General features: G+C 60.8%; 23 protein-coding genes. 11 read left to right on the plus strand and 12 right to left on the minus strand.

Going from position 1 to position 25460, the window contains the following annotated elements:
- Positions 1-124 precede the first annotated feature (124 nt).
- The 6 genes from QNH97_RS27505 to QNH97_RS27530 all read right to left on the minus strand — a co-directional run bounded on the left by QNH97_RS27505 (position 125) and on the right by QNH97_RS27530 (position 7392).
- The gene (locus tag QNH97_RS27505) at positions 125-1093 is read right to left on the minus strand and encodes a CDP-6-deoxy-delta-3,4-glucoseen reductase (RefSeq protein ID WP_283554745.1); all 969 of its coding nucleotides are present in this window, start codon (positions 1091-1093) and stop codon (positions 125-127) included.
- Positions 1093-2559 carry a 4-hydroxy-3-polyprenylbenzoate decarboxylase gene (ubiD, locus tag QNH97_RS27510; RefSeq protein WP_063325203.1) on the minus strand — a complete coding sequence of 489 codons (1467 nt, stop codon included), beginning with the start codon at positions 2557-2559 and terminating at the stop codon, positions 1093-1095. The genes QNH97_RS27505 and ubiD overlap by 1 nt, the downstream gene beginning before the upstream one ends.
- 79 nt (positions 2560-2638) lie before the next feature.
- Complete coding sequence (locus QNH97_RS27515; RefSeq protein WP_283554746.1) at positions 2639-4594, minus strand: acyltransferase family protein; 1956 nt, start codon at positions 4592-4594, stop codon at positions 2639-2641.
- Positions 4595-4731: 137 nt separating this feature from the next.
- Positions 4732-5991, minus strand: coding sequence for a transcription termination factor Rho (gene rho / locus QNH97_RS27520; RefSeq protein ID WP_095108697.1), 1260 nt, complete (start codon positions 5989-5991; stop codon positions 4732-4734).
- 242 nt (positions 5992-6233) lie between these two features.
- On the minus strand, positions 6234-6563 hold the full coding sequence (gene trxA, locus QNH97_RS27525; RefSeq protein WP_003177349.1) for a thioredoxin TrxA: 330 nt from the start codon (positions 6561-6563) through the stop codon (positions 6234-6236).
- Positions 6564-6684: 121 nt separating this feature from the next.
- Positions 6685-7392: a FadR/GntR family transcriptional regulator gene (locus QNH97_RS27530; RefSeq protein ID WP_283554747.1), complete on the minus strand. Its 708-nt coding sequence runs from the start codon at positions 7390-7392 to the stop codon at positions 6685-6687.
- A 254-nt stretch (positions 7393-7646) separates the two neighbouring features.
- Here QNH97_RS27530 and QNH97_RS27535 point away from each other — a divergent pair, with 254 nt between their 5' ends.
- The 5 genes from QNH97_RS27535 to ppx all read left to right on the plus strand — a co-directional run bounded on the left by QNH97_RS27535 (position 7647) and on the right by ppx (position 12242).
- Complete coding sequence (locus QNH97_RS27535; protein ID WP_283554748.1) at positions 7647-8432, plus strand: transporter substrate-binding domain-containing protein; 786 nt, start codon at positions 7647-7649, stop codon at positions 8430-8432.
- 21 nt (positions 8433-8453) lie between these two features.
- On the plus strand, positions 8454-9122 hold the full coding sequence (locus QNH97_RS27540; RefSeq protein WP_283554749.1) for an amino acid ABC transporter permease: 669 nt from the start codon (positions 8454-8456) through the stop codon (positions 9120-9122).
- Complete coding sequence (locus QNH97_RS27545; RefSeq protein ID WP_283554750.1) at positions 9119-9769, plus strand: amino acid ABC transporter permease; 651 nt, start codon at positions 9119-9121, stop codon at positions 9767-9769. The genes QNH97_RS27540 and QNH97_RS27545 overlap by 4 nt, the downstream gene beginning before the upstream one ends.
- Positions 9756-10490 (plus strand): amino acid ABC transporter ATP-binding protein, encoded by a 735-nt coding sequence (locus tag QNH97_RS27550; protein WP_283554751.1) that lies wholly within the window; start codon positions 9756-9758, stop codon positions 10488-10490. The genes QNH97_RS27545 and QNH97_RS27550 overlap by 14 nt, the downstream gene beginning before the upstream one ends.
- Before the next feature lie 249 nt (positions 10491-10739).
- The gene (gene ppx / locus QNH97_RS27555; RefSeq protein ID WP_283554752.1) at positions 10740-12242 is read left to right on the plus strand and encodes an exopolyphosphatase; all 1503 of its coding nucleotides are present in this window, start codon (positions 10740-10742) and stop codon (positions 12240-12242) included.
- Positions 12243-12426: 184 nt separating this feature from the next.
- Here the strand turns inward: ppx and ppk1 are convergent, their stop codons facing one another.
- Complete coding sequence (ppk1, locus tag QNH97_RS27560) at positions 12427-14643, minus strand: polyphosphate kinase 1 (RefSeq protein ID WP_283554753.1); 2217 nt, start codon at positions 14641-14643, stop codon at positions 12427-12429.
- 17 nt (positions 14644-14660) lie between these two features.
- The gene (gene hemB, locus QNH97_RS27565; protein WP_283554754.1) at positions 14661-15674 is read right to left on the minus strand and encodes a porphobilinogen synthase; all 1014 of its coding nucleotides are present in this window, start codon (positions 15672-15674) and stop codon (positions 14661-14663) included.
- A gap of 206 nt (positions 15675-15880) precedes the next feature.
- Here hemB and QNH97_RS27570 point away from each other — a divergent pair, with 206 nt between their 5' ends.
- Entirely contained in the window at positions 15881-16504 is a 624-nt protein-coding gene (locus tag QNH97_RS27570) for a DedA family protein (RefSeq protein ID WP_283554755.1), read from the plus strand.
- Here QNH97_RS27570 and QNH97_RS27575 read toward each other — a convergent pair.
- Entirely contained in the window at positions 16485-17720 is a 1236-nt protein-coding gene (locus tag QNH97_RS27575; protein WP_283554756.1) for a sterol desaturase family protein, read from the minus strand. The genes QNH97_RS27570 and QNH97_RS27575 overlap by 20 nt on opposite strands.
- A gap of 114 nt (positions 17721-17834) precedes the next feature.
- On the opposite strand from QNH97_RS27575, the gene elbB reads away from it, so the two are divergent.
- Entirely contained in the window at positions 17835-18503 is a 669-nt protein-coding gene (gene elbB, locus QNH97_RS27580; protein ID WP_283554757.1) for an isoprenoid biosynthesis glyoxalase ElbB, read from the plus strand.
- A gap of 123 nt (positions 18504-18626) precedes the next feature.
- Here the strand turns inward: elbB and QNH97_RS27585 are convergent, their stop codons facing one another.
- Together QNH97_RS27585 and QNH97_RS27590 are read right to left on the minus strand one after the other, a co-directional pair.
- Positions 18627-19082, minus strand: a complete 456-nt coding sequence (locus QNH97_RS27585; protein WP_283554758.1) for a YaiI/YqxD family protein — start codon at positions 19080-19082, stop codon at positions 18627-18629.
- A gap of 51 nt (positions 19083-19133) precedes the next feature.
- Positions 19134-21032, minus strand: coding sequence for an FTR1 family protein (locus QNH97_RS27590; protein WP_283554759.1), 1899 nt, complete (start codon positions 21030-21032; stop codon positions 19134-19136).
- Positions 21033-21348: 316 nt separating this feature from the next.
- On the opposite strand from QNH97_RS27590, the gene QNH97_RS27595 reads away from it, so the two are divergent.
- The 4 genes from QNH97_RS27595 (at position 21349) to QNH97_RS27610 (ending at position 24674) form a co-directional block, all read left to right on the plus strand.
- The gene (locus QNH97_RS27595; protein WP_283554760.1) at positions 21349-22743 is read left to right on the plus strand and encodes a COG3014 family protein; all 1395 of its coding nucleotides are present in this window, start codon (positions 21349-21351) and stop codon (positions 22741-22743) included.
- Positions 22744-22761: 18 nt separating this feature from the next.
- Complete coding sequence (locus tag QNH97_RS27600) at positions 22762-23133, plus strand: YcfL family putative periplasmic lipoprotein (protein WP_283554761.1); 372 nt, start codon at positions 22762-22764, stop codon at positions 23131-23133.
- Positions 23134-23339: 206 nt separating this feature from the next.
- A complete protein-coding gene (lpoB, locus tag QNH97_RS27605) occupies positions 23340-23927 on the plus strand; it encodes a penicillin-binding protein activator LpoB (RefSeq protein ID WP_283554762.1) in 588 nt (195 codons plus the stop codon).
- A 3-nt stretch (positions 23928-23930) separates the two neighbouring features.
- On the plus strand, positions 23931-24674 hold the full coding sequence (locus QNH97_RS27610; RefSeq protein ID WP_283554763.1) for a penicillin-binding protein activator LpoB: 744 nt from the start codon (positions 23931-23933) through the stop codon (positions 24672-24674).
- Positions 24675-24810: 136 nt separating this feature from the next.
- On the opposite strand, the gene rhtB is transcribed toward QNH97_RS27610, so the two are convergent.
- Positions 24811-25443, minus strand: coding sequence for a homoserine/homoserine lactone efflux protein (rhtB, locus tag QNH97_RS27615; protein ID WP_283554764.1), 633 nt, complete (start codon positions 25441-25443; stop codon positions 24811-24813).
- Between the last annotated feature and the right edge of the window lie 17 nt (positions 25444-25460).

The raw sequence follows: 25460 nt of genomic DNA on the forward strand, positions 1-25460 counted from the left end.
TGGCGAGGGAGCTTGCTCCCGCTCGGTTGCGCAGCGACCGCAAGTTTTTGGGGCCGCTTCGCAGCCCAGCGGGAGCAAGCTCCCTCGCCACAAAAGCCTATGAACCCAGATTTCAGGTCAGCCGCTAAGCCCGCGGCGCATACGCAAACACATCGGCGCGCATTTGGTGAGCGTCCATTCCGGCTTCGACCAGTGCATCGAGCGTGGCATAGATCATGGCCGGCGAACCGCTGGCGTAGACATGCACACCGGAAAGATCGTCGATGTCCTGGCACACCGCTTCGTGGAGCATCCCGCAGCGTCCTTCCCAGCCACACACGTCACTGACGACTTTGTGCAGGTACAGATTCGGCAGCTTTTTCCACTCGTCCCAATGCTCGATTTCATAGAAATCTTCCGGACGGCGCACGCCCCAATACAGATGTACCGGGTGCTTGAACCCCGCAGCGCGACAATGCTCGATCAGGCTGTGCATCTGGGCCATGCCGGTTCCGGCGGCGATTAGCACCAATGGGCCGTCCGGCAGCTCGGACAGGTGGGTGTCGCCGAAAGGCATTTCGACGCGCACGCTGGGGTTGCGCTGCAGTTGCTCCAGCAGCGCCTGCGCACTGCTTTCGCGCACTAACACGTGCAATTGCAGGTCGCGCCCCGAATGTGGCGCGGAAGCCAGGGAGAACGCCGATTTTTCGCCATTCTCCCGCTCGATCATCAGGTACTGCCCCGCGTGATAGCGCGGCGGCTTGCCCGCCGGCGCACGCAGGCGCACTCGCCAGACGTCCCCGCCCACGTCGGCGCAGTCGACGACTTGGCAGGCCAGGCTACGGACCGGCAACTCACCCGGCGACAGCACGCCATCCCACAGCACCACGCAGTCCTCCAGGGGTTCGGCGATGCAGGTGAAAATCTCACCGTGATCGCGCACTTCGCCAGCCTGCTCGACACGGCCTTCCACCAACAACGCACCACACACATGGCAGTTGCCGTTGCGGCAGCTTTGCGGGCATTCATAGCCCAGGCGCCGCGCACCATCGAGAATCCGCTCGGCGGGCCGGATCTCCAGCACCGCCCCGGAAGGCTGCAAGGTTACACGCATCAATCTATTCCTAACTGATTCCAGATGGCATCGATCCGTTGGGTAACGGCCTCATCCTTGACGATAACCCGGCCCCACTCACGCGTGGTTTCACCGGGCCATTTATGCGTGGCATCGAGTCCCATCTTCGACCCCAGGCCGGACACCGGCGAGGCGAAGTCGAGGTAGTCGATCGGCGTATTCTCGATCATCACCGTGTCGCGCTTGGGGTCCATGCGCGTGGTGATGGCCCAGATCACGTCGTTCCAGTCCCGTGCGTTGATATCGTCATCAGTGACGATAACGAACTTGGTGTACATGAACTGTCGCAAAAACGACCAGACCCCAAGCATGACCCGCTTGGCGTGCCCCGGATACGACTTCTTCATGGTCACCACGGCCATTCGATACGAACAGCCTTCCGGCGGCAGGTAGAAGTCGGTGATTTCCGGAAACTGCTTCTGCAGGATCGGCACGAACACTTCGTTCAGCGCCACCCCGAGAATGGCTGGCTCGTCCGGTGGCCGGCCGGTGTAGGTGCTGTGGTAGATCGGCTTGATCCGATGGGTAATGCGCTCGACGGTGAACACCGGGAAGCTGTCGACTTCGTTGTAGTAACCCGTGTGGTCGCCATATGGCCCTTCATCGGCCATTTCACCGGGATGGATCACGCCTTCAAGGATGATCTCGGCGGTGGCCGGCACTTGCAGGTCATTGCCACGGCATTTCACCAGCTCGGTACGGTTGCCACGCAACAGGCCGGCGAAGGCATATTCGGAAAGGCTGTCGGGCACGGGCGTAACCGCACCGAGGATGGTCGCCGGGTCTGCGCCCAGGGCAACCGACACCGGGAACGGTTGACCGGGGTGTTTTTCACACCACTCGCGGTAGTCCAGCGCCCCGCCTCGGTGACTTAGCCAGCGCATGATCACCTTGTTGCGGCCAATCACCTGCTGACGATAGATGCCGAGGTTCTGGCGATCCTTGTTCGGGCCTTTGGTGACGGTCAGGCCCCAGGTAATCAGCGGCCCCACGTCGCCCGGCCAGCAGGTTTGCACGGGCAGCATCGCCAGGTCGACGTCGTCACCCTCGATCACCACTTCCTGGCAAATAGCGTCCTTGACGACTTTCGGCGCCATGGAAATGATCTTGCGGAAAATCGGCAGCTTGGACCACGCGTCCTTCAGACCTTTCGGCGGCTCGGGCTCCTTGAGAAACGCCAACAGCTTGCCGATCTCGCGCAGTTCGCTAACCGCTTCGGCGCCCATGCCCAGGGCCACGCGCTCAGGCGTGCCGAACAGGTTCCCCAAGACTGGAATGTCGTAGCCCGTGGGATTCTCGAACAATAACGCCGGGCCTTTGGCCCGAAGCGTGCGGTCGCAGACTTCCGTCATCTCCAGCACCGGAGAGATGGGAATCTGGATACGTTTCAACTCGCCGCGCTGCTCAAGTTGCTGCACGAAATCCCGAAGATCCTTGAATTTCATTGAGATGCCACCCCGAAAATAGGCGTACATCCTACCTGCTCTAACGCCCAAACAGCAGCCCGTACGTTCGCGGCAGCGATCAATTGTCGGTTGTACCCAACAGCACCGGAGCAAACAACGGACTTAGCCGGGCGCTGCCAATGTCAGACAGATGATCTTCGTCTTTGTACTGCGAATGACCATTGACCTCTATGCTGCAGACCTGGCCCGCACACATCAGCGGGGTCGGGTCGATGATATGCACGCCGGGGTCGGCGGCGCTCATCGAGTCGAACAATCCACTCAGGAAACGCTGGCGGGCCAAGTGCTCCTGGAGCGGGCGACCCAATCCCTCGGCCGAACGCCCGACCCGGGCCAGGCTCACCAATCGGTTGATAGCACCCTTGCGCTGCAGTGGCACCTCCTTGAACAACCAGACTTGCGCGCCCGTTGCCCTTATCGCCGCCACCTGTGTCTTGAGCGCCGCGGCCATACGTGCCTCGGCCTCGGCGGTATTGTCGCGGGGGTTGAGTAACAACTTCTTATCGCCGTCCTCACGACCGTAGACGTAAAGGCTCCAGTTAGACGCCAGCACCACGTCCCTGATCTGCAGGTGGCGAACCTGCTCCATGGTCCGTTCGTTAAAGTCCCTGCACCGCTGGCGAGGTCCGTCGCTCAGGGTCGACGGGCAACCGCTCATACTGTAAAGCCATACCGGACGCCCCTCGCGGGAGGCCCCCTCTTCAATCGCCGGCAACAATGCGGCGGCATGACTGTCGCCCCAAACCAGTCGAGTCGCCGGCGCCTCTTTGTTCCTGCCAATCAGGCAGGCCTTGTCCAGATTCTTATCCGAAGGCACCAACAGGCATTTCATCTGCCCTGCCCGCCACTCTCGCGCCTGAGCATACTCCAGAGCCTTGCCCGTAATGCGCTGGGGGAAACCATCGGCCGAGCGCACCACTGACCCCGTCACCGCCAGGGCAACCATGGCCAGTAAACCTGCGGCCAGCACCGGCTTGCGTGCGGCCAGCAAGCGCTTTTCACGAAACGGAAGCTCGACGAAACGCCAGCTCAACCAGGCAAGGCCCAGCGCCAGCAGAATCCAGCCCACAGCTTCCCAAGCCTGGATACCGTCGATCGAGATGACATTGGCATAGACGTAGACCGGCCAATGCCACAGATAAAAGGAATAGGACAGCAGGCCGATCCAGACGAGTGCCTTGGCACTCAGCACCTGAGCAACCCAGGTCGAACTCTGGGCACCGGACCAGATCAGCGCAGTGGTGCCAAGCACCGGCAGCAAGGCGGCCCACCCCGGAAAGCGCGAGGACTCGTCAAAAGTGAAAACCGCCACCAGGACAGCAGCCAACCCGACCGCGCCGGCGAGCTGATAGAGCCATGGCCTCACAACCTGTTTCGACGCGGGCAACACCGCGAGCATTGCACCGCATAACAGTTCCCAGGCGCGTGTCGGCAGCGAAAAGAAGACGAAGTCAGGCTTGCGGTCGATGTAAGCGACATTCAGTCCAAAAGAAACCAACAGCACGGCAAACAACATCCAGCGCCAATGGCGAACATAGCGCATCAATACCACCATCAGCAGTGGAAAGAAGATGTAGTACTGCTCTTCAACCGCCAAGGACCAGGTATGAAGCAACGGCTTCATGTCCGACGCGGGCTCGAAATAGCCGTCTTCACGCATGAACAAGATGTTAGAAATGAACAGTGCCTGATAACGAACCGTCCTGCCCAGCTCCGAAAAATCCTTGGCTGTCAGCAGTAACCAGCCAAGGGCCAGCGCGGCCACCAATACCACGCTCAAGGCTGGAATGATGCGCCGCGCACGGCGCGCCCAGAAATCGACGAAGCTGAAGCGCTGCGCACCGATCTCGCGGAACAGGATGCTGGTTATCAAAAAACCGGAGATGACGAAAAAAACATCAACACCGACAAAGCCACCGCTGAACGCGCTGAAGCCGAAGTGGAACAACACAACTGGAATAACGGCCAGCGCCCTCAAACCGTCGATGTCACGGCGATTGCCAAACGTATGCATAACTGTCCTTGTCGACCTTGATACAAATGCGATCAAACAAGGACATCAGCGATTAGCGAAAATCACCCCGGATCTGAAAAATGCACGAAAAAAAAGAGCGCCCTGTGGGGCGCCCTTTGCTTGGTACTGACTTCGTATTACTTGCGTTTCATCGACAAGAAGAACTCATCGTTGGTCTTGGTCTGTTTCAGTTTGTCGATCAGGAACTCGATGGCAGCGACTTCGTCCATTGGATGCAGCAGCTTGCGCAGGATCCACATGCGCTGCAACTCGTCGTCGGCGGTCAGCAACTCTTCGCGGCGGGTGCCGGAACGGTTGATGTTGATGGCCGGGAAGACGCGTTTTTCGGCGATCTTGCGATCCAGAGGCAGCTCCATGTTGCCGGTGCCTTTGAATTCCTCGTAGATCACTTCATCCATCTTCGAACCGGTTTCAACCAGCGCGGTGGCGATGATGGTCAGCGAGCCGCCTTCTTCGATGTTGCGCGCGGCACCGAAGAAACGCTTCGGTTTCTCCAGGGCGTGGGCATCGACACCACCGGTCAGCACCTTGCCGGAGCTTGGGATCACGGTGTTGTAGGCACGGGCCAGACGGGTGATGGAGTCCAGCAGGATCACTACGTCTTTCTTGTGCTCGACCAGGCGCTTGGCCTTCTCGATCACCATTTCGGCAACCTGCACGTGACGGGTCGGCGGCTCGTCGAATGTCGAGGCGACCACTTCGCCGCGCACGGTGCGCTGCATCTCGGTCACTTCTTCCGGACGCTCGTCGATCAGCAGCACGATCAGATGAACTTCAGGATTGTTACGGGCGATGTTGGCCGCGATGTTCTGCAGCATGATCGTCTTGCCCGCCTTCGGCGGCGCCACGATCAGACCGCGCTGGCCTTTGCCGATGGGTGCGCACAGGTCGATGACACGACCGGTGAGGTCTTCGGTGGAACCGTTGCCGGCTTCCATCTTCATGCGCACGGTCGGGAACAGCGGGGTCAGGTTCTCGAAGAGAATCTTGTTTTTCGCGTTTTCCGGACGGTCGAAGTTGATGGTGTCGACCTTGAGCAGCGCGAAGTAACGCTCGCCTTCCTTCGGAGGACGGATCTTGCCAACGATGGTGTCACCGGTGCGCAAGTTGAAGCGACGGATCTGGCTCGGCGAGACGTAGATATCGTCTGGGCCGGCGAGATAGGAAGCGTCTGCGGAGCGAAGAAAGCCGAAGCCGTCCTGGAGAATCTCCAACACGCCATCACCGGAGATTTCCTCGCCGCTTTTCGCGTGCTTTTTGAGCAGGGAGAAAATCACGTCCTGCTTGCGCGAACGGGCCATATTTTCTATGCCCATCTGTTCGGCCAATTCGAGCAGTTCGGTAATCGGCTTTTGCTTGAGTTCAGTCAGATTCATATAGGAATGACGTAATCATTTATGGAGGGGGGGAAATTAAGCTTTTGGCTTAATGAGGCCGCGCCGCGGAGAAGGCGACAGGATCGCGTACTTATTCGAAAGGAGAGCGTCGGCGACGGCTTGCAGGGGGCAATGGAGAAACCAGTGCGGGGCCGAATGTAACACCTGAATTTGCAAGCGTCTAGCCCCGAATAACGAAAAAGCCCCGCGATTTGCGGGGCTTTTCCAATGGCATTCGGCGCTTAGATGTTGGCGTCGAGGAAAGCCGCCAGCTGCGACTTCGAGAGCGCTCCCACCTTGGTGGCTTCGACGTTGCCGTTCTTGAACAGCATCAGGGTCGGGATACCACGCACCCCGTGCTTGGCCGGAGTCTCCTGGTTTTCGTCGATGTTCAGCTTGGCAATGGTCAGCTTGCCCTTGTAGGTCTCGGCAATTTCGTCCAGGACTGGCGCGATCATTTTGCACGGACCGCACCACTCAGCCCAATAGTCGACCAGTACCGCGCCTTCGGCCTTGAGTACGTCAGCCTCGAAGCTAGCGTCGCTAACGTGTTTGATCAGATCGCTGCTCATGGAAATCTCCGGGGTTGTCAGCAAAAAAACGTGGCCCATCATAGCGGCCCTTCCCGGGTTCAGGAAGCCGCAGTTGATTGAGTCTCCCTATGACGCAAGACGTATTTGGGTATAGCCCAACTTACGAAGCGGCGGGGGCGACAAAGGAAATCCCGGTACGCAACGCTGCGTTACGTACATGTTCCTGCATGGCTTTTTGCGCAGCCCCCGAAGCGCGGCGAGCCAAGGCGCGAAGGATCTTGCGATGTTCCTGCCACGTTTCCATCGCCCGTTCCGCCCTGATGAACGGTAGTTTCTGGCTTTCCAGGAAGATGTCGGCGCTGGCGGTGAGGATGCTCAGCATGGCCTGGTTACCGCTGGCCAGCAGGATGCGCCGATGGAATTCGAAATCCAGCCGCGCCGCGGCGTCGAAATCCCCGAGCTTCAACTCCCGGCGCATGGCCTCGACGTTGTCTTGCAATGTGTCCAGTTCATCGGCGCTCAGCGTCACCGCCGCCAACCCGGCGGCGAAGCCTTCCAGGGCATAACGCAATTGGAAGATATCCACCGGCGAGGCCTGGGCCGCGAACGGCCAGCGCGGGGGTGACTCGTGGTGTAGAACCTCCACCGCGGATTGCACGAACACCCCTTTGCCGGGCTGCACGCTGATCATCCCCAACGCGCTCAACGATGAAAGCGCCTCGCGCAACGACGCCCGGCTCACCCCCAGTTGCAGCGCCAGGTCCCGTTGCGACGGCAGCGCATCGCCGGGACCGAAGCCTTCATCGGCGATCAGTTTGCGGATGGCTTGCAGGGCCACTTCGGGAACGGCGCGAGCGATGGAATTCATGATTTTTCAGACGAACCGGGCCAGTGAGCGGCTAGTTGTAAAGCTATTTACCGCGCCCGGCAAGTCGTGCCCCAGCAGGGTTCGGCGACAAATGCCGACGCCCGATAACAGTGCGAAATGACGCACAACTGTTCAGACCAGTAAGACCACGCCACACCAGTAAAACCGTGGGCTTGGCAGATGAAAACCCGCCTTGGCATGGCCTGTGCTCTGTCCGAACGCAGAAATCACATCACCGACTGCGGAGATTCGCCATGATTCAGCGTTGCAGCGCCCTGCTCACTGCCCTGTTTGCCAGCCTGATGCTCTGTCAGCTGCCCGCCCACGCCGATGGCCTGGATGACGTGGTCAAGCGTGGCACGCTCAAGGTCGCAGTGCCCCAGGACTTCCCGCCGTTCGGTTCGGTAGGCCCGGACATGAAGCCCCGTGGCCTGGACATCGATACCGCGAAACTGCTGGCCGACCAGCTCAAGGTCAAACTTGAACTGACGCCGGTCAACAGCACCAACCGCATCCCATTCCTGACCACCGGCAAGGTCGACCTGGTGATTTCCAGCCTGGGCAAAAACCCGGAGCGGGAAAAAGTCATCGACTTCTCCAGTGCCTACGCGCCGTTCTACCTGGCGGTGTTCGGCCCGCCTGACGCTGCCATCAATAGCCTGGACGACCTCAAGGGCAAGACCATCAGCGTCACCCGTGGCGCCATTGAAGACATCGAGTTGACCAAGGTTGCGCCCGAAGGCGTCACCATCAAGCGCTTCGAAGACAACAATTCGACCATCGCCGCCTATCTGGCCGGCCAGGTGGACCTGATCGCCAGCGGCAACGTGGTGATGGTCGCCATCAGTGAGCGCAACCCCAAGCGCGTCCCGGCCCTGAAAGTAAAACTCAAGGATTCGCCGGTGTACGTGGGTGTGAACAAGAACGAGCCAGCGTTGCTGGAGAAGGTCAACCAGATCCTGGCGACCGCCAAGACCGATGGCAGCCTGGAGAAAAACTCCCAGACCTGGCTCAAGCAGCCGCTGCCGGCCGACCTCTGACCGTCGCTTGAGAGGCTGAGCATGGCTTATCAGTTCGATTTTCTGCCGGTGGTGCAAAACACCGAGCTGCTGTTGCGCGGCGCCTTGTTCACCTTGGAACTCACCGCCATCGGCGCGTTGCTCGGGGTCAGCCTGGGCATCGTCGGGGCCGTGGTGCGGGCGTGGAACATTCGCCCGTTCGCGGCGATCTTCGGTGTGTACGTGGAGCTGATCCGCAACACGCCGTTCCTGGTGCAGCTGTTTTTCATCTTCTTCGGCCTGCCGTCCCTGGGCCTGCAGATTTCCGAATGGCAGGCGGCGGTGCTGGCGGTGGTGATCAACCTCGGTGCCTATTCCACCGAGATCATTCGCGCAGGCATCCAGGCCATCCCGCGCGGGCAACTGGAGGCGGCCGCAGCCCTGGCGATGAGCCGCTTCGAAGCCTTCCGCCACGTGGTGCTGCTGCCGGCGCTGGGCAAGGTCTGGCCGGCCCTGAGCAGCCAGATCATCATCGTGATGCTCGGTTCGGCGGTCTGTTCGCAGATCGCCACCGAGGAGTTGAGCTTCGCCGCCAACTTCATTCAGTCGCGCAACTTCCGCGCCTTTGAAACCTACGCGCTGACCACGCTGATCTATTTGTGCATGGCGCTGTTGATCCGTCAGTTCTTGAACTGGGTGGGTCGCCGCTACATCGCCAGGAGCAGCCAATGAGCGATTTCACTTTCTGGGACGTGGTGCGCAACTTGCTCACGGGCTTGCAATGGACCCTGGCGTTGTCGCTGGTGGCGTTTATCGGTGGCGGCGTGATCGGCTTGCTGGTCATGGTGTTGCGCATTTCCAAAAACGCCCTGCCCCGCAACGTCGCCCGCACCTACATTGAGCTGTTCCAAGGCACGCCGCTGTTGATGCAGCTGTTCCTGGTGTTCTTCGGCGTGGCCCTGGCCGGGGTGGAGATTTCGCCGTGGATGGCGGCGGCAATTGCCCTGACGTTGTTTACCAGTGCCTATCTGGCGGAGATCTGGCGCGGTTGCGTCGAGGCGATTCCCAACGGCCAGTGGGAAGCCTCTTCGAGCCTGGCCCTCAACCCGCTGGAACAGTTGCGCTACGTGATCCTGCCCCAAGCCCTGCGCATCGCCGTGGCACCCACCGTGGGCTTTTCCGTGCAGGTGGTCAAAGGCACGGCGGTGACCTCGATCATTGGTTTTACTGAACTGACCAAGACCGGCGGCATGCTCGCCAACGCCACATTCGAGCCGTTCATGGTGTATGGCCTGGTGGCCCTCGGTTACTTCCTGCTCTGCTACCCCTTGTCCCTCAGTGCGCGCTACCTGGAAAGGAGACTGCATGCCTCTGCTTAGAATTTCCGCCCTGCATAAATACTACGGCGATCACCACGTGCTCAAAGGCATCGACCTGACTGTCGAGGAGGGCCAGGTGGTGGCGATCATCGGCCGCAGCGGCTCGGGCAAATCCACGTTGCTGCGCACCCTCAATGGCCTGGAGTCGATCAACGACGGCGTGATCGAAGTGGATGGCGAATACCTCGACGCCGCCCGCGCCGACCTGCGCAGCCTGCGGCAGAAAGTCGGGATGGTGTTCCAGCAGTTCAACCTGTTCCCGCACCTGACCGTCGGCGAGAACGTAATGCTCGCGCCGCAGGTTGTACAGAAAGTGCCCAAGGCCAAGGCGGCCGAGCTGGCGCGGCAGATGCTGGAACGGGTCGGCCTCGGCGAAAAGTTCGATGCGTTTCCCGACCGTTTGTCCGGTGGCCAGCAACAACGGGTCGCCATCGCCCGGGCCTTGGCGATGTCGCCGAAAGTGTTGCTGTGCGATGAAATCACCTCGGCCCTGGACCCGGAACTGGTCAATGAAGTGCTCAGCGTGGTGCGGCAACTGGCCAAGGAAGGCATGACCCTGATCATGGTCACCCACGAAATGCGCTTCGCCCGGGAAGTCGGGGACAAACTGGTGTTCATGCATCAGGGCAAAGTGCATGAGGTCGGCGATCCCAAGATATTGTTTGCCAATCCGCAGACGGCGGAGCTGGCAAACTTTATCGGGACCGTCGAGCCCGCCTGATCCTCGCTGCCAAAGAGGTTCCTGTGGCGAGGGAGCTTGCTCCCGCTGGGCTGCGCAGCAGCCCCATGAGCATTCGACCCGGTCCATCAGGAAAACTCGGTGGCCGGTTTACGACTGCTGCGCAGCCGAGCGGGAGCAAGCTCCCTCGCCACAGTGAACTGCTCTGGCTCAAGGGTTTGGATCAGGTGCGTTGGCGTAAACGATTGATCGTGGCAGGATGTCGAGGTTATCGACCGAGACTTTTTGACCATGCCGCCATCCCAAGCCAAGAATCTGTCCCTGATCGCCGCCATAGACCTGGGCTCCAACAGCTTCCACATGGTGGTCGCCAAGGCCCAGAACGGGGAAATCCGCATTCTTGAGCGGCTCGGGGAGAAGGTCCAACTGGCCGCCGGGATCGACGAAGAGCGCAAGCTCAGCGAAGAGTCCATCCAACGCGGGCTCGATTGCCTCAAGCGCTTTGCCCAACTGATCAACGGCATGCCCCTGGGCGCGGTGCGGATCGTGGGCACCAACGCCCTGCGCGAGGCGCGTAACCGTGGTGAATTCATCCGCCGCGCCGAGGAGATCCTCGGCCATCCCGTGGAAGTCATCTCCGGCCGTGAAGAAGCCCGCCTGATCTACCTCGGCGTCTCCCACACCCTGGCCGACACGCCGGGCAAGCGCCTGGTGGCGGACATCGGCGGCGGCAGTACCGAATTCATCATTGGCCAGCGTTTTGAGCCGCTGCTGCGCGAAAGCCTGCAGATGGGTTGCGTCAGCTACACCCAGCGCTATTTCCGCGACGGCAAGATTACCCCGGCCCGCTACGCCCAGGCCTATACGGCGGCGCGCCTGGAAATCATGAGCATCGAACACGCCTTGCATCGCCTGACCTGGGATGAAGCCATCGGCTCCTCGGGCACCATTCGCGCCATTGGCCTGGCACTCAAGGCTGGCGGGCATGGCACCGGCGAAGTCAACGCCGAGGGCCTGGCCTGGCTCAAGCGCCGGGTGTTCAAGCTCGGCGACGCCGACAAACTCGATTTCGAAGGCATCAAGCCCGACCGCCGGGCGATTTTCCCGGCGGGCCTGGCGATTCTGGAAGCCATTTTCGACGCCCTTGAATTGCAGCGCATGGACCACTGTGAGGGCGCCCTGCGCGAAGGCGTGCTGTATGACCTACTGGGGCGTCATCACCACGAAGACGTCCGTGAACGCACCCTGGGCTCGCTCATGGAGCGTTACCACGTCGATCAGGAACAGGCCGCACGGGTCGAGCGCAAGGCGCTGCACGCCTTCGACCAGGTAGCCGATGACTGGGACCTGAACGACGGCGTCTGGCGTGAACTGCTGGGTTGGGCGGCCAAGGTGCATGAGGTGGGCTTGGACATCGCCCACTATCATTACCACAAGCACGGCGCCTACCTGATCGAGCACTCGGACCTGGCGGGTTTCTCCCGGGAGGACCAGCAGATGCTCGCACTGCTGGTGCGCGGCCACCGCCGCAACATTCCCAAGGATAAATTTGCCGAGTTCGGCGATGACGGCATCAAGCTGATTCGCCTGTGCGTGCTGCTGCGCTTTGCGATTCTGTTCCACCACATCCGCGGTACCCAGGAAATGCCCCAGGTAGTCCTACGCGCCGATGGCGATCATCTGGATGTGCTGTTTCCTGAAAATTGGCTGGACGAGAACCAATTGACCCAGGCCGACTTCGCCCAGGAAGCCGACTGGCTGACCCGGGTCGGGATTGTGCTGAACATTCACTGAGCCCTCCCACAACACAATCTCTGTGGCGAGGGAGCTTGCTCCCGCTGGAGGGCGAAGCCCTCCCAAGAGTGGCTGCGATGATCTGACTGACAGATCACGACCTCAGATTTGGGGGCTGCTTCGCAGCCCAGCGGGAGCAAGCTCCCTCGCCACAAAAGCTAAGCCTGCCTCCCCCACCGATTTTTTAACGAACCGCCAACACCGGACTGCTCAAGCGCTCCAGCAACGTCGCCTGGGCACTACGCGGGTTCTGGTTGCCGGTCGGCGTATTCCGGATGTAACGGCCATCCGGTTGCAGGCTCCAGCTGTGGGTGTTGTCGGTGAGGTAGCTTTCCAGCTCTTTCTTGACCCGCAGAATCAACTTCTTGCCTTCCACCGGGAAGCAAGTCTCGACCCGTTTGTCGAGGTTGCGCTCCATCCAGTCGGCACTGGACAGGAACATCTGCTCCTCGCCGCCATTGAGGAAGTAGAACACCCGGGTATGTTCCAGGAAGCGTCCGATGATCGAGCGCACGTGGATGTTGTGGGAAACCCCCGGAATGCCCGGCCGCAGGCAGCACATGCCGCGTACCACCAGGTCGATGCGCACGCCCGACTGGCTGGCCTTGTACAACGCGCGGATGACTTTCGGATCGGTCAGCGAGTTGAATTTGGCGATGATGTGCGCCGGCTTGCCTTCCAGGGCGAACTGGGTTTCCCGGGCGATCATGTCGAGCATGCCCTTTTTCAGGGTGAAAGGCGCATGCAGCAGTTTTTTCATGCGCAGGGTCTTGCCCATGCCGATCAACTGGCTGAACAACTTGCCGACGTCCTCGCACAAGGCATCGTCAGAGGTCAGCAGGCTGTAGTCGGTGTAGAGACGGGCGTTCGCAGCGTGATAGTTGCCCGTGCCCAAGTGAGCGTAACGCACAATCTCACCGGCTTCGCGCCGCAGGATGAGCATCATCTTGGCGTGGGTCTTGAAGCCGACCACGCCGTAGATCACCACCGCACCGGCCGCTTGCAGACGGCTGGCCAGTTGCAGGTTGGACTCCTCATCGAAGCGCGCGCGCAATTCGATCACCACAGTGACTTCCTTGCCGTTTCGCGCCGCGTCCACCAGGGCGTCGACGATTTCCGAGTTGGCGCCGCTGCGATACAGGGTCTGGCGCACCGCCAATACGTGGGGATCCTTCGCCGCTTGGCGCAGCAGGTCGACCACGGGGGTGAACGACTCGAACGGGTGCAACAGCAGGATGTCTTGCTTACTGACCACGCTGAAAATGTTCTCACTGTTCTGCAGCAGTTTCGGGATCTGCGGCGTGAACGGCAAATATTGCAGTTCCGGGTGACTGTCCAGGCCAGTGATGCTGAACAACCGGGTCAAGTTGACCGGTCCGTTGACCTGATACAGCTCGGTCTCATGCAGGTTGAACTGCTTGAGCAGGTAATCGGACAAGTGTTTCGGGCAGGTGTCGGCCACTTCCAGACGCACCGCATCGCCGTAACGACGGGAGAACAGCTCGCCGCGCAGGGCGCGGGCCAGGTCTTCGACATCTTCGGTGTCTACCGACAGGTCGGCGTTACGCGTCAGACGGAACTGGTAGCAGCCCTTGACCTTCATGCCCTGGAACAGGTCATCGGCGTGGGCGTGGATCATCGACGACAGGAACACATAGTTGTCGCCAGCGCCGCCGACATCTTCCGGCACGCGGATGATGCGCGGCAGCAGGCGCGGTGCGGGGATGATCGCCAGGCCGGAATCGCGACCGAAGGCGTCGATGCCTTCCAGTTCGACGATGAAGTTCAAGCTTTTGTTGACCAGCAGTGGGAACGGGTGTGTCGGGTCGAGGCCGATCGGAGTAATGATCGGTGCGATCTCGTCGCGGAAATAGCGGCGCACCCAGGTCTTGATCTTGGTGTTCCAGTTGCGACGACGGATGAAGCGGACCTGATGTTTTTCCAGTTCCGGCAGCAGGATGTCGTTGAGGATCGCGTACTGGCGGTCAACGTGACCGTGGACCAGCTCGCTGATGCGCGCCAGGGCCTGGTGCGGTTGCAGGCCGTCGGCACCGGCCTGTTCACGGGCGAAGGTGATCTGTTTCTTTAGCCCGGCGACGCGGATTTCGAAAAACTCATCCAGGTTGCTGGAAAAGATCAGCAGGAACTTCAAGCGCTCGAGCAACGGATAGGACTCGTCCAGCGCCTGCTCCAGCACGCGGATGTTGAACTGCAGTTGCGACAGCTCCCGATGGATGTACAGGCTGCTGTCATCCAGGTTGGGAACGGCAATCGCCGGGGCCGGGGCAGGCTCGATGACAGCCGGGGGAGCGGGCTCCACCTCCGGCGGCGTTTCGGCGACTTGCTCGACCACGGGTTGAGCATCTTTTACGGCAACTTCAGAGAGTCCTTCGGTATTCATCGCAAGTTCCTGGGAGGCTATTTCTGCTCTCGTAACAATTGGGCAGCGCGCACGGCAAAGTAAGTCAGGATGCCATCGGCTCCTGCACGTTTAAAAGCGGTCAAGGACTCGAGGATCACTGCTTCGCTCAACCAGCCGTTCTGGATCGCCGCCATGTGCATGGCGTACTCGCCGCTGACCTGATAAACAAAGGTCGGCACTTTGAATTCTTCTTTGACCCGACAAAGAATGTCGAGGTAAGGCATGCCCGGCTTGACCATGACCATGTCTGCCCCTTCTGACAAGTCAGCCGCCACTTCGTGCAAGGCTTCATGGCTATTGGCCGGGTCCATCTGATAAGAGGCCTTGTTGGCCTTGCCCAGGTTCAGGGCCGAGCCGACTGCGTCGCGGAACGGGCCGTAATAGGCGCTGGCATACTTGGCCGAGTAGGCCATGATCCGCACGTTGACGTGGCCGGCCACTTCGAGGGCTTCGCGGATCGCCTGGATGCGCCCGTCCATCATGTCCGACGGTGCCACCACCTGGGCGCCGGCCTCGGCGTGGGACAGGGCCTGCCTCACCAGCGCATCGACAGTAATGTCGTTCTGCACATAGCCTTCTTCATCAAGAATGCCGTCCTGGCCATGGGTGGTAAACGGGTCCAGCGCCACGTCGGTGATCACACCCAATTCCGGGAAGCGCTCGCGCAGGGCACGAGTCGCACGCTGGGCGATGCCTTCCGGGTTCCAGGCTTCGGCGGCGTCCAGGGACTTGAGGGACGGCGGCGTGACCGGGAACAGCGCCAGCGCCGGAATGCCCAGCTCGACCCATTGGGCGGCTTCTTCAAGCAAAAGATCGATGGTCAGGCGTTCCACACCAGGCATCGACGCCACCGCTTCGCGACGGTTCTCACCGTCCAGCACGAACACCGGCAGGATCAGGTCGTTGGTGGTCAGTACGTTTTCACGCACCAGCCGACGCGAGAACTCATCACGGCGATTGCGACGCAGGCGGGTAGCAGGGAACAGACGATTGGCGGGGGTAAAGCTCACGGCAGACTCCTGAGCCCGTGCTGACGGGCGAGCGTGACAGTTATAAGCGGCCATTATGACCAAAGCATTACAGTTATGTGCACCCCGTGACCTGTCGTCGCAGTTATTGTCATTGTAGGAATTGTTCACGTCGAGACACATTTCGATACTTTCATGAATGTGCTCGAAGGGTTAGGCTGCGCGTTCATTTCGCCAGCACCCAGACAATGCTCCAACAATTTCTGCATGACTTCGGCTACTTGGCCCTGTTTATCGGCACGTTCTTCGAAGGCGAAACCATCCTCGTGCTCGCAGGCTTCCTGGCGTTCCGTGGCTATATGGATATCAATCTCGTAGTGGTCGTGGCCTTCTGCGGCAGCTATGCGGGCGATCAGCTGTGGTATTTCCTGGGACGCAAGCACGGACGCAAGCTGCTGGCGCGCAAGCCCCGCTGGCAATTGATGGGGGATCGCGCGCTGGAGCATATCCGCAGGCATCCGGACATCTGGGTCCTGAGCTTTCGCTTCGTCTATGGCCTGCGTACCGTGATGCCGGTGGCTATCGGCCTGTCAGGCTACCCGCCGGGCCGCTACCTGTTGCTCAACGGCATCGGTGCAGCTATCTGGGCCACGGCACTGGCCGCCGCCGCCTACCACTTCGGCGCGGTGCTCGAAGGCATGTTGGGCAGCATCAAGAAATACGAGTTGTGGGTACTCGGCGCCCTGTTGGTGCTGGGCCTGTGCCTATGGCTGCGTCGGCGTCTCAAGAACGCGCGGCTGGCCAGGAAAATCCTCGAAACCGAGCGCCTGGAACAAGCCAAGGCCGGCGAACCTACGACGCCAACCGAGTAAACCGGTTACGGCAGCAATACAGACCGATTCCACTGAGCAAGCTGTAGCTGAGCAACCCGGCCCAAGCCACTGGGCTGGCCGGCCACAGGCCGACCAGCGGCGCCAGCCACACCAGCGGCAGGTTGGTGGCCAGCCGCAACAATTCCAGCCTCAGCGCCCACGGGCGATTCTCCAGGGCCACGCCCAGCACGAACAAACCCAATGCCACCGCCCCCCACCCGAGTACCAGGGCGGCGACCGGCAGGCTGTTCTCCAGGTTCATCAAGTAGCTGCCCAGCGCAATGTAGGCGCAGAACTGCAGCGCCACATACCCCTGCTGGCGCCCCTCCAACGGCACCTCGAACTTGCGGAACTGACTCAACTGCGGCTTGTTCAGCGGATACCTGGCAGCAACGTCCGCCGGCCGCCAACCGGTGGGCATGAACCAGATCCGCAGCTTGTCCCGCCAGCGCTCGGCCCGACGGGCATCCCCCCACAGTTGTGCATAGAACTGCAGATTGGCCCACAACGGATTCCAGCTGGCCAGTGGCGTGGTCACACCAAAAATCACCGGTTCGTTGTCGTCTTCTTCCTGGAAGGTGCCAAACAGACGGTCCCAAATAATGAACACTCCGCCGTAGTTGCGATCCATGTAGAGAGGGTTCTGTGCATGGTGGGCACGATGATTGGACGGCGTAACGAAGCACCACTCCAGCCAGCCAAGCTTGGGAATGTGCTGGGTGTGGACCCAGAACTGGTACAGCAGATTCAACGCCGCAACGCTGACGAACACCACCAGCGGCACGCCCAGCACCGCCAGCGGCAGGTAGAAGATCCAGCTCAGCAGAAACCCGGTGCTGGTCTGGCGCAACGCCGTGGAAAGGTTGTAGTCCTCGCTCTGGTGATGCACCGAATGGGCCGCCCAGAGGATATTGCGTTCATGGCCCATGCGGTGCAGCCAGTAATAGCAGAAGTCGTAGAACACAAAGGCAAACACCCAGACCCAGGCCCGGTCAACGGGCAATTCAATCACGGCCAAGTGTTCGAGTGCGAAGGCGTAGGTCACCAGCCCCACGCCCTTGGTCAACAAACCGGTGGTGGTCGACAGCACACCAGTGCTCAAGCTGTTGATCGCGTCCGCCACACGGTAGTGACTCACACCACGCCAGCGATCAGCCAGCAACTCGACGGCGATCAACACGAAGAAGAACGGTACGGCATACAGAATGAAATTCATGACGCGACCCGAGCTTGTAGGTAACCGGCAGATTAGGTGTAGCCGCTGGAGAACCCTATGGCAACGAGTGACAAATTAGTGGACATTTAACGCCATGAATCTGGAGAAAAAACCATGAGCAAAAAAATTGCAGTGATCCTTTCCGGCTGTGGCGTGTATGACGGCGCCGAGATCCACGAAAGCGTGATCACCTTGCTGCGTCTCGACCAGCGTGGAGCACAGGTGCAATGTTTCGCCCCCAACATTGCCCAGCTGCATGTGATCAATCACCTGACCGGTGAAGAAATGTCCGAGAGCCGCAACGTGCTGGTGGAGTCAGCGCGGATCGCCCGGGGCAACGTGAAGGACTTGCGCGAAGCCAAGGCCGAGGACTTCGATGCCTTGATCGTGCCGGGCGGTTTCGGCTCGGCGAAAAATCTCTCCAACTTTGCTGTCGAAGGCGCAGGTTGCAGCATCCAGCCGGAAGTCCTGGCACTGGCCGAAGCCTTTGCCGAGGCTGGAAAACCAGTGGGGCTGATCTGCATTTCCCCGGCCCTGGCCGCCAAGATCTACGGGCCTGGGGTGGTCTGCACCATCGGCAACGACGTCGACACCGCCGCCGCCGTGGTCAAGATGGGCGGTACTCACGAGGAATGTGCCGTCACCGACATTGTCGAAGACACTGCACGCAAACTGGTCAGTACCCCGGCCTACATGCTGGCGCAGAACATCAGCGAAGCAGCCTCGGGCATCAACAAGCTGGTGGACCGGGTGTTGGAATTGACGCACGAGAACGACGTCTAGCAACACGCCTAGCCCCTGTGGGAGCGAGCTTGCTCGCGAAGACGGGGTGTCAGCCGATAGAAATGCCAGCTGATCCGACGCTATCGCGAGCAAGCTCGCTCCCACAGGGGGGTTACACAGAACTCAAGCCATTCGGGCCAAGCGCGTCAGTATCCGGTCCAGAGCATTGGCAAACCCCTGCTTGTCCCGCTCGCTGTACGCTGCCGGGCCACCGCCCATGTGGCCCTGTTCACGCAAATCGGTGAACAGGTTGCGCACCGCCAGCCGATCCCCCATGTTTTGGGCATCGAACTCCTTGCCCCGGGGGTCCAGGGCGGCGACACCCTTCTTCACCAACCGGTCGGCCAAGGGCACATCGCTGCAGATCACCAGCTCACCCGGCACGGCGTGCTCCACCAGGTAATCGTCCGCCGCGTCGGGACCGCTGGGCACCACGATCAGCTTCACACAGGTCAGGCCAGGCTTGATCTGCGGTTGGCCGGCCACCAGCACCACTTCGAACTGGCGCTTCAAGGCGAACTTGACCACCAGTTCCTTCGCGGCCTTGGGACAGGCATCGGCGTCGATCCATACGCGCATGGGTTGTTCCTCGTTAAAAGCACTGCGCGATTGTGAGCACAGCGAATGCTTTTAGGAAACCTGAACCTTGCGCTTCTCCGCCACCCAACTACGTCCATACAGCACCACGATCGCCAGGATCGCCACCACTTGAGCGCTCAGCGAATAAGCATCGGCATGAATGCCCAACCAATCGAAGTCGAAGAACGCCACCGGATGAGTGCCGAAGATCCCGGCTTCCTGCAACGCCTTCACGCCATGACCGGCGAACACCACCGACAGCGCGCACAGCAACGCGGCGTTGATGCTGAAGAACAGTGTCAGCGGCAGTTTCGCCGAACCACGCAGAATCACCCAGGCCAGGCCCACCAGCAGCACCAGCGCCGTCGCGCCGCCTGCCAGCACCGCGTTGTGTCCAGCGGGGCCGGCTTGCAACCACAAGGTTTCGTAGAACAGGATCACTTCGAACAGCTCGCGATACACCGAGAAGAACGCCAGGATCGCGAAACCGAAACGGCCACCGCCGCCCACCAGACTGCTCTTGATGTAATCCTGCCAGGCCGCTGCGTGGCGGCGGTCGTGCATCCACACACCCAGCCACAACACCATCACACTGGCAAACAACGCCGTCGCACCTTCGAGCAATTCGCGCTGGGCACCGCTGACGTCAATCACATACGCGGCCAGCCCCCAGGTCGCCAGGCCAGCCAACAGCGCCAGGCCCCAACCAACGTTGACGCTGCGCACCGCTGACTGCTGGCCAGTGTTGCGCAGGAACGCCAGGATCGCCGCGAGCACCAGGATCGCCTCCAGCCCTTCACGCAGCAGAATCAGCAACCCAGAGATATAGCTCAGCGACCAGCTCAAGCCGTCGCCGCCCAGCAGGCCGGCGGACTCCTTCAATTTAGCCTTGGCCGCGTCCAGACGCTGCGCGGCCTGCTCGACCGGTAAACCGTCCTGCAGCGATTGACGGTAGGCCATCAAGGTCTTTTCCGTGTCTTTGCGCACGTTGGCATCGACGTTATCCAGCGAGCTTTCCACCAGCTCGAAGCCTTCCAGATAAGCCGCTACCGACAAATCATAGGCCTGGTCGTGATCACCGGAGCGGTACGCCGCGATGCTTTTATCCAGGGTAGCGGCGGTGTAGTCGAGCAACTGCGCCGGGCCGCGTTGCACTTGCGGCGGTTGGGCACGCTGGGCGCGGAAGGTGGCGGCCGCCTCTGGGCCTTGCGCAGCGAGGACTTCGGCCGGTGTCTGACGCGCGAGGTCCGCAAGGTTGTAGGTCTGCGCACTTTTGGCGGCCGCCGGGTCGGCGCTGAAGCTGGCGATGTAGGTCGCCAGGTCCCAGCGTTGACGATCATCGAGCTGGTCGGCGAAGGCCGGCATGTCGGTGCCTTCGACCCCCATGCCGAGGGTGTTGTAGATCGCGTAGAGGCTCAGGCGATCCAGCCGCTGACCGTCGCGCAGATTGGCAGGTGGTGGCTCCAGGCCTACGCCGGCGGGGCCGTCGCCGGCGCCGCTGTCGCCGTGACACACAGAACAGTTCTGGGCGTACAGCGGTGCACCGCGCGTGGGGTCCGGGGTGATGATGGGCGCTTGGCTGACTTCATAAGCCACCGCCAGTCTGGCCCCCAGTTGTCGGGCCAGGCGGGCCACCTCGCCGCCGTCTTGATGCTGGCTGATCGCGCTGCGCAGGGCGCCGATACCTTGGGTCAGCTCAGCCTTTTCCGGCTTGGCTGGCAGCCCAGCGATCAACCCTTCCAGCACCTGGGTGAATTCAAGTTGTTCGCGGTATTCGGCATCATCGATGACGTTGCCCGCGTCGACCGTCTCCGGATAATCCGCCCCGATGTAATCCAGTAGATGCAGTGCCTGGGGGGCTCCCTCAACGGTATCGGCCAGCAAAGGGAGGCTGCACAGTGCAAGCAACGGCAGTGCAAGCCAGGCCAGAAAACGGAACGGCGCAGTCATGAATGACTCTCGGTTGGAAATAAGAAGTAACACATTGTTCACTTCCAATGACTTTGGCTCAAGGGCTGATGTGCATTGGCAGCCTATTTTCATCGGACTTTCATGCTTTGGAGGTGATGTCACAAAAACACCATTTAGACATTGAAAAGCCATTACATAACCGAAGGCCGCGTTTATAATCGCGCCGCCCTCTTATAGTCAGACGGCATAAAAGCTCCTCTACTTATGAGGAACTGACGGCGTCGCGACGCTTGTCCGTGGGATCGCTCCAGCCCGACCCGCATACCCCGGCTGATACCTCAGGGAAGATGTAGCCATGGCCTCCCGTGCCGCTTTTTCGCTCGCCCTCGGTGCGATCACTTTGTTGTCCGGCTGTTCGGCCTTTCGCAACTACGACAGTGAGTTGGCCCAGACCAACCAGCAGCTGGCTTCCGGCAATGTCGACGCGGCGTTGACCCTGCTGGAAAAGAACAACAGCAGCCAGGACAAGGACCTGCTGTATTTCTTCGAGAAAGGCGAGCTGCTGCGCGCCAAGGGCGATCTGTCCGGCAGCCAGACGGCCTGGACCAGCGCTGACCAGCGGGTAGGCCAGTGGGAAGACGCCGTCAAGCTCGACACAGCCAAGTACCTGGCGCAGTTCGGTAGTTTCCTGGTCAACGATAAAGTCCGGCGCTACGAGGGCTACGACTACGAAAAGGTCATGCTGACCACGCAGATGGCCCTGAATCTGCTGGCGGTGAACGACTTCGACGGTGCGCGGACCCAGATCAAGAAAACCCACGAACGCGAAGCGGTGATTGCCGACCTGCGGGACAAGGAATACCTCAAGCGCGAGGAAGAGGCCGAGCAGCAAGGGGTCAAGACCGAGTACAAGGACCTCCAGGGCTACCCGGTCGCCAGCCTCGACGCCCCGGAAGTGGTCGGTCTCAAGAACAGTTACCAAAGCGCGTTCAGCCATTACCTGGCCGGTTTCGTCTACGAGGCCCTGGGGGAAAAGGACCTGGCCGCGCCGGGCTATCGCAAGGCCGCCGAACTGCGCCCGAACACCCCGTTGCTGGAACAGGCGCTGCGCAACCTCGACAAGCCTGCCGCCAAGAACGACGACAGCGACATCCTGATCGTCGTCCAGAGCGGCCTGGCGCCGTCCCGGGATTCGATCCGCATTCCCCTGCCCTTGCCCATCAGCGGCAACCTGGTCATCACGCCACTGTCGTTCCCGCTGATCAAGCCTGACACCTCCACCGCCACCTTTGCCCAGATCGGCGTCGACGGCCGTCAGCTCGACCTGACCCAGCTCAACAGCACCACCGCCATGTCCCGCCGGGCCCTGCGCGACGACATGCCGGGCATCATCCTGCGCACCACCGTACGGGCGATCACCCGTGGTGTGGCCCAAAAGCAGATCAATGAAACCAATCCCCTGGCCGGTCTCGCCGTGGGGCTTACCTCGGCCGTGCTCGAAGGCGCCGACACCCGGACCTGGCGCACCTTGCCGGACTACACCCAAGTGGTGCGCCTGCGCCTGAAGAAAGGCGAACACCAGGTCACCTTGCCAAGCGCCGTGGGCGGCTCGGTGGTCAAGGTCACTGTCGATCAGCGTTACCAGGTCATCAGCCTGCGGGCGGTGGGCAATCAGGTGTTCGCCGGTGGCTTGGCCGCCCAGGTGATGCCCAACGCCAACCCGACCGCCATTGCCCTTAAGCAACCTTAAGAACGGAGTCTTGTTCACATGCGTTTAAAACTGATTGCCGTCGGCGCCCTGGCCTTGCTGGCCGGTTGCGCCACCCCGCCGCCACCGGAGCCGGGCAGCGCCGCCAGCAAGGTCGTGGCGATGGGCAAGACGAAAAACATCGTGGTGGGCGCCATGCGCGTCGCCCGGGAAAACGGCTACATGACGGTCAACGTGCAGCTGAGCAACACCAGCTTCAACAACAAGACCCTGTATTACCGCTTTGCCTGGCTGGGGCCGGAAGGCTTTCCGATCGCTGAGGAAGAAACCTGGAAAAGCCTGACGCTGTACGGCGAACAAACCAGCTTCCTGCCGGCCATTGCGCCGACGCCCAAGGCTGTGGACTTCCGTTTGGAAATCAATACGCCTTGAGCCTCGTTCCGGTCGGTCAAGCCAACACCGGCCCCGTGGCGAGGGAGCTTGCTCCCGCTCGGTTGCGCAGCGACCGCAAGATTTTGGGGCTGCTTCGCAGCCCAGCGGGAGCAAGCTCCCTCGCCACGGGGATCGTCGGCACAAGTTCCTGTACTGACCGGCATTACGCCTTAGCCCCATTTCATTCAGCTTTCGAGAGCATCCCCATGTTTGTACGCATTTCGTCCATCGCCCTCGCCGCCCTGCTGGTCAGCGGCTGCGCCAACAACTCCCCGGTCCTGGGCAACAAGAACATTAGCTACGGCGACACCAAGGCCGTGGAAACCGTAACCAACGAGTTCGGCTCCACCGACCTGCAAATGATCGCCGAATCCATGACCCGCTCCCTGGCCCAGTCCGGCGTCTTGCAGGGCCGTCCGGTGGTTCAGGTCTATGACGTGAAGAACAAGACCAGCGAATACATCGACACCCGCGAAATCACCACCAGCATCAAGACTCAACTGATGAAGACCGGTGCCGCACGCTTTGCCAGCGACAACACCGCCATGGACAGCCAGGTCGAGCAGCTCAAGCTGCAGAACCAGAGCGGCTTGTACAAGAAAAGCACCGTGGCCAAGACCGGCAACATGATCGCTGCCAAATACCGCATCGAGGGCTCCATCAGCTCGATCGTCAAGCGCAGCAGCGACTACAAGGACGTCTTCTATAAATTCAGCCTGCAGTTGATCGACGTCGAAAGCGGTCTGGCCGAGTGGATGGACGAGAAAGAAATCCGCAAGACCACGGAGCGTTAAGCCATGCGCACATGGATCGGCATCATGGCCCTGGCCTGCGCGTTTGGTGCGCAGGCGGCCCCAAAAGTCGCGGTCACTGACCTCGCGTACCAGGAGCGGGTGGAAGAGTACATCCACACCGTTTCCGCCCAGAGTAACTTCCATGCGAATGGCTACAGCGCCAGCGCGTCGTCGAGCTACGACGAAATGGAAGCCACCAGCAGCTATATCGAGCAAGGTGAACTGCGCAAGTTCACCGGTGACATCAAGGGCGAGATCCTGCGCAGCGGGATGTTCCAGCTGGTGCAGGGAACACCGCATACCGCGTCGTCCACCGGCGACGTCTATGACGTCATCAAGCGCATCAAGGGCGGGCAGTTCAAAGGTGCCGATTACGTGCTGTTCGGCACCGTTTCCGACATCGACTTCACCCGCGACATCAACGAACTGGCCAACACCAACAGCTACTCGGCAGTGCTCGCGCTGACGCTGGTGGCGGACTTCAGCCTGATCAACACCAAGACCTTCGAAATCACCTCGGCCTTCACCGCCATGGGTGAAGGCCAGGACACCAAGCTGTTGAACCACCGGGATGTCCGCATCAGCCTCAACCGTCCGCGGGTGGTGCGCGATGTGTCCAAGGCCCTGGGTGAGGACGTGGCCCGGCAAATGAGCGAACAACTCGGTGGCCCGCGTTACGAACAGCCTGGCGAGCCGGTGCCGCGCAACAATCTGCCACGGGATACCGCGCCGGTGATCTTGCGCTGAGTCGCACCGCTGGATAGATGCTTTTGTGGCGAGGGAGCTTGCTCCCGCTCGGTTGCGCAGCGATCGCAAGATTTTGGGGCTGCTTCGCAGCCCAGCGGGAGCAAGCTCCCTCGCCACAGGGTAGTGTGAAAGTCGGTTACACCGCAGCCTTGCGAATCGTCGCCAGAAAACCCGCCGCCCCAATGAACAAACCAGCAAACGTGCGATTCATCCGCCGCTGCTGCTTCGGTGTGCGCAACAGGCGCAGGACTTTGGCGGCCAGCCCGGTGTACCCGGCCATGACGATGAGGTCGACGCAGATCATGGTCACGCCCAGGATCAGGTACTGCTTGACCAAGGGTGCATGGGGGTCGATGAACTGCGGCAGCACCGCCAGCATGAACACCAGCGCCTTGGGGTTGCTGATGTTGACCAGAAAGCCGCGAAACACCAGTGCCAAAGGGTTGCCGATAGGCCGCACGACGGACTCATCACTGATATCGCCGGGGATGGCTCGCCACTGTTTGATACCCAGGTAAACCAGATAGGCCACACCGAACCATTTGATCGCGTAGAACGCGGTGGCTGATGCGGTGAGGATCGCGCCAACACCGGCGGCGACGATCACGATTTGCAACGCCAGGCCCAGCTGCAGGCCCAGGGCATTCCAATAACCGCGCCAAAAACCGTAGCGCAAGCCACTGGACATCGATGCAATGGCACCGGCGCCTGGGGAAAGACTGATCACCCAACAGGCGGCGAAAAACGCCAGCCATGTTTCCAGCACCATTGCACACCTCGGCTCAG

Source organism: Pseudomonas sp. G2-4, from assembly GCF_030064125.1.
GTDB lineage: Bacteria > Pseudomonadota > Gammaproteobacteria > Pseudomonadales > Pseudomonadaceae > Aquipseudomonas.

Bases quoted from the DNA above. Each gene is read 5' to 3' on its own strand.
- QNH97_RS27505 (WP_283554745.1), bottom strand. From the start codon at position 1,093: ATGCGTGTAACCTTGCAGCCTTCCGGGGCGGTGCTGGAGATCCGGCCC.
- ubiD (WP_063325203.1), bottom strand. From the start codon at position 2,559: ATGAAATTCAAGGATCTTCGGGATTTCGTGCAGCAACTTGAGCAGCGC.
- QNH97_RS27515 (WP_283554746.1), bottom strand. From the start codon at position 4,594: ATGCATACGTTTGGCAATCGCCGTGACATCGACGGTTTGAGGGCGCTG.
- rho (WP_095108697.1), bottom strand. From the start codon at position 5,991: ATGAATCTGACTGAACTCAAGCAAAAGCCGATTACCGAACTGCTCGAA.
- trxA (WP_003177349.1), bottom strand. From the start codon at position 6,563: ATGAGCAGCGATCTGATCAAACACGTTAGCGACGCTAGCTTCGAGGCT.
- QNH97_RS27530 (WP_283554747.1), bottom strand. From the start codon at position 7,392: ATGAATTCCATCGCTCGCGCCGTTCCCGAAGTGGCCCTGCAAGCCATC.
- QNH97_RS27535 (WP_283554748.1), top strand. From the start codon at position 7,647: ATGATTCAGCGTTGCAGCGCCCTGCTCACTGCCCTGTTTGCCAGCCTG.
- QNH97_RS27540 (WP_283554749.1), top strand. From the start codon at position 8,454: ATGGCTTATCAGTTCGATTTTCTGCCGGTGGTGCAAAACACCGAGCTG.
- QNH97_RS27545 (WP_283554750.1), top strand. From the start codon at position 9,119: ATGAGCGATTTCACTTTCTGGGACGTGGTGCGCAACTTGCTCACGGGC.
- QNH97_RS27550 (WP_283554751.1), top strand. From the start codon at position 9,756: ATGCCTCTGCTTAGAATTTCCGCCCTGCATAAATACTACGGCGATCAC.
- ppx (WP_283554752.1), top strand. From the start codon at position 10,740: ATGCCGCCATCCCAAGCCAAGAATCTGTCCCTGATCGCCGCCATAGAC.
- ppk1 (WP_283554753.1), bottom strand. From the start codon at position 14,643: ATGAATACCGAAGGACTCTCTGAAGTTGCCGTAAAAGATGCTCAACCC.
- QNH97_RS27570 (WP_283554755.1), top strand. From the start codon at position 15,881: ATGCTCCAACAATTTCTGCATGACTTCGGCTACTTGGCCCTGTTTATC.
- QNH97_RS27575 (WP_283554756.1), bottom strand. From the start codon at position 17,720: ATGAATTTCATTCTGTATGCCGTACCGTTCTTCTTCGTGTTGATCGCC.
- elbB (WP_283554757.1), top strand. From the start codon at position 17,835: ATGAGCAAAAAAATTGCAGTGATCCTTTCCGGCTGTGGCGTGTATGAC.
- QNH97_RS27585 (WP_283554758.1), bottom strand. From the start codon at position 19,082: ATGCGCGTATGGATCGACGCCGATGCCTGTCCCAAGGCCGCGAAGGAA.
- QNH97_RS27590 (WP_283554759.1), bottom strand. From the start codon at position 21,032: ATGACTGCGCCGTTCCGTTTTCTGGCCTGGCTTGCACTGCCGTTGCTT.
- QNH97_RS27595 (WP_283554760.1), top strand. From the start codon at position 21,349: ATGGCCTCCCGTGCCGCTTTTTCGCTCGCCCTCGGTGCGATCACTTTG.
- QNH97_RS27600 (WP_283554761.1), top strand. From the start codon at position 22,762: ATGCGTTTAAAACTGATTGCCGTCGGCGCCCTGGCCTTGCTGGCCGGT.
- lpoB (WP_283554762.1), top strand. From the start codon at position 23,340: ATGTTTGTACGCATTTCGTCCATCGCCCTCGCCGCCCTGCTGGTCAGC.
- QNH97_RS27610 (WP_283554763.1), top strand. From the start codon at position 23,931: ATGCGCACATGGATCGGCATCATGGCCCTGGCCTGCGCGTTTGGTGCG.
- rhtB (WP_283554764.1), bottom strand. From the start codon at position 25,443: ATGGTGCTGGAAACATGGCTGGCGTTTTTCGCCGCCTGTTGGGTGATC.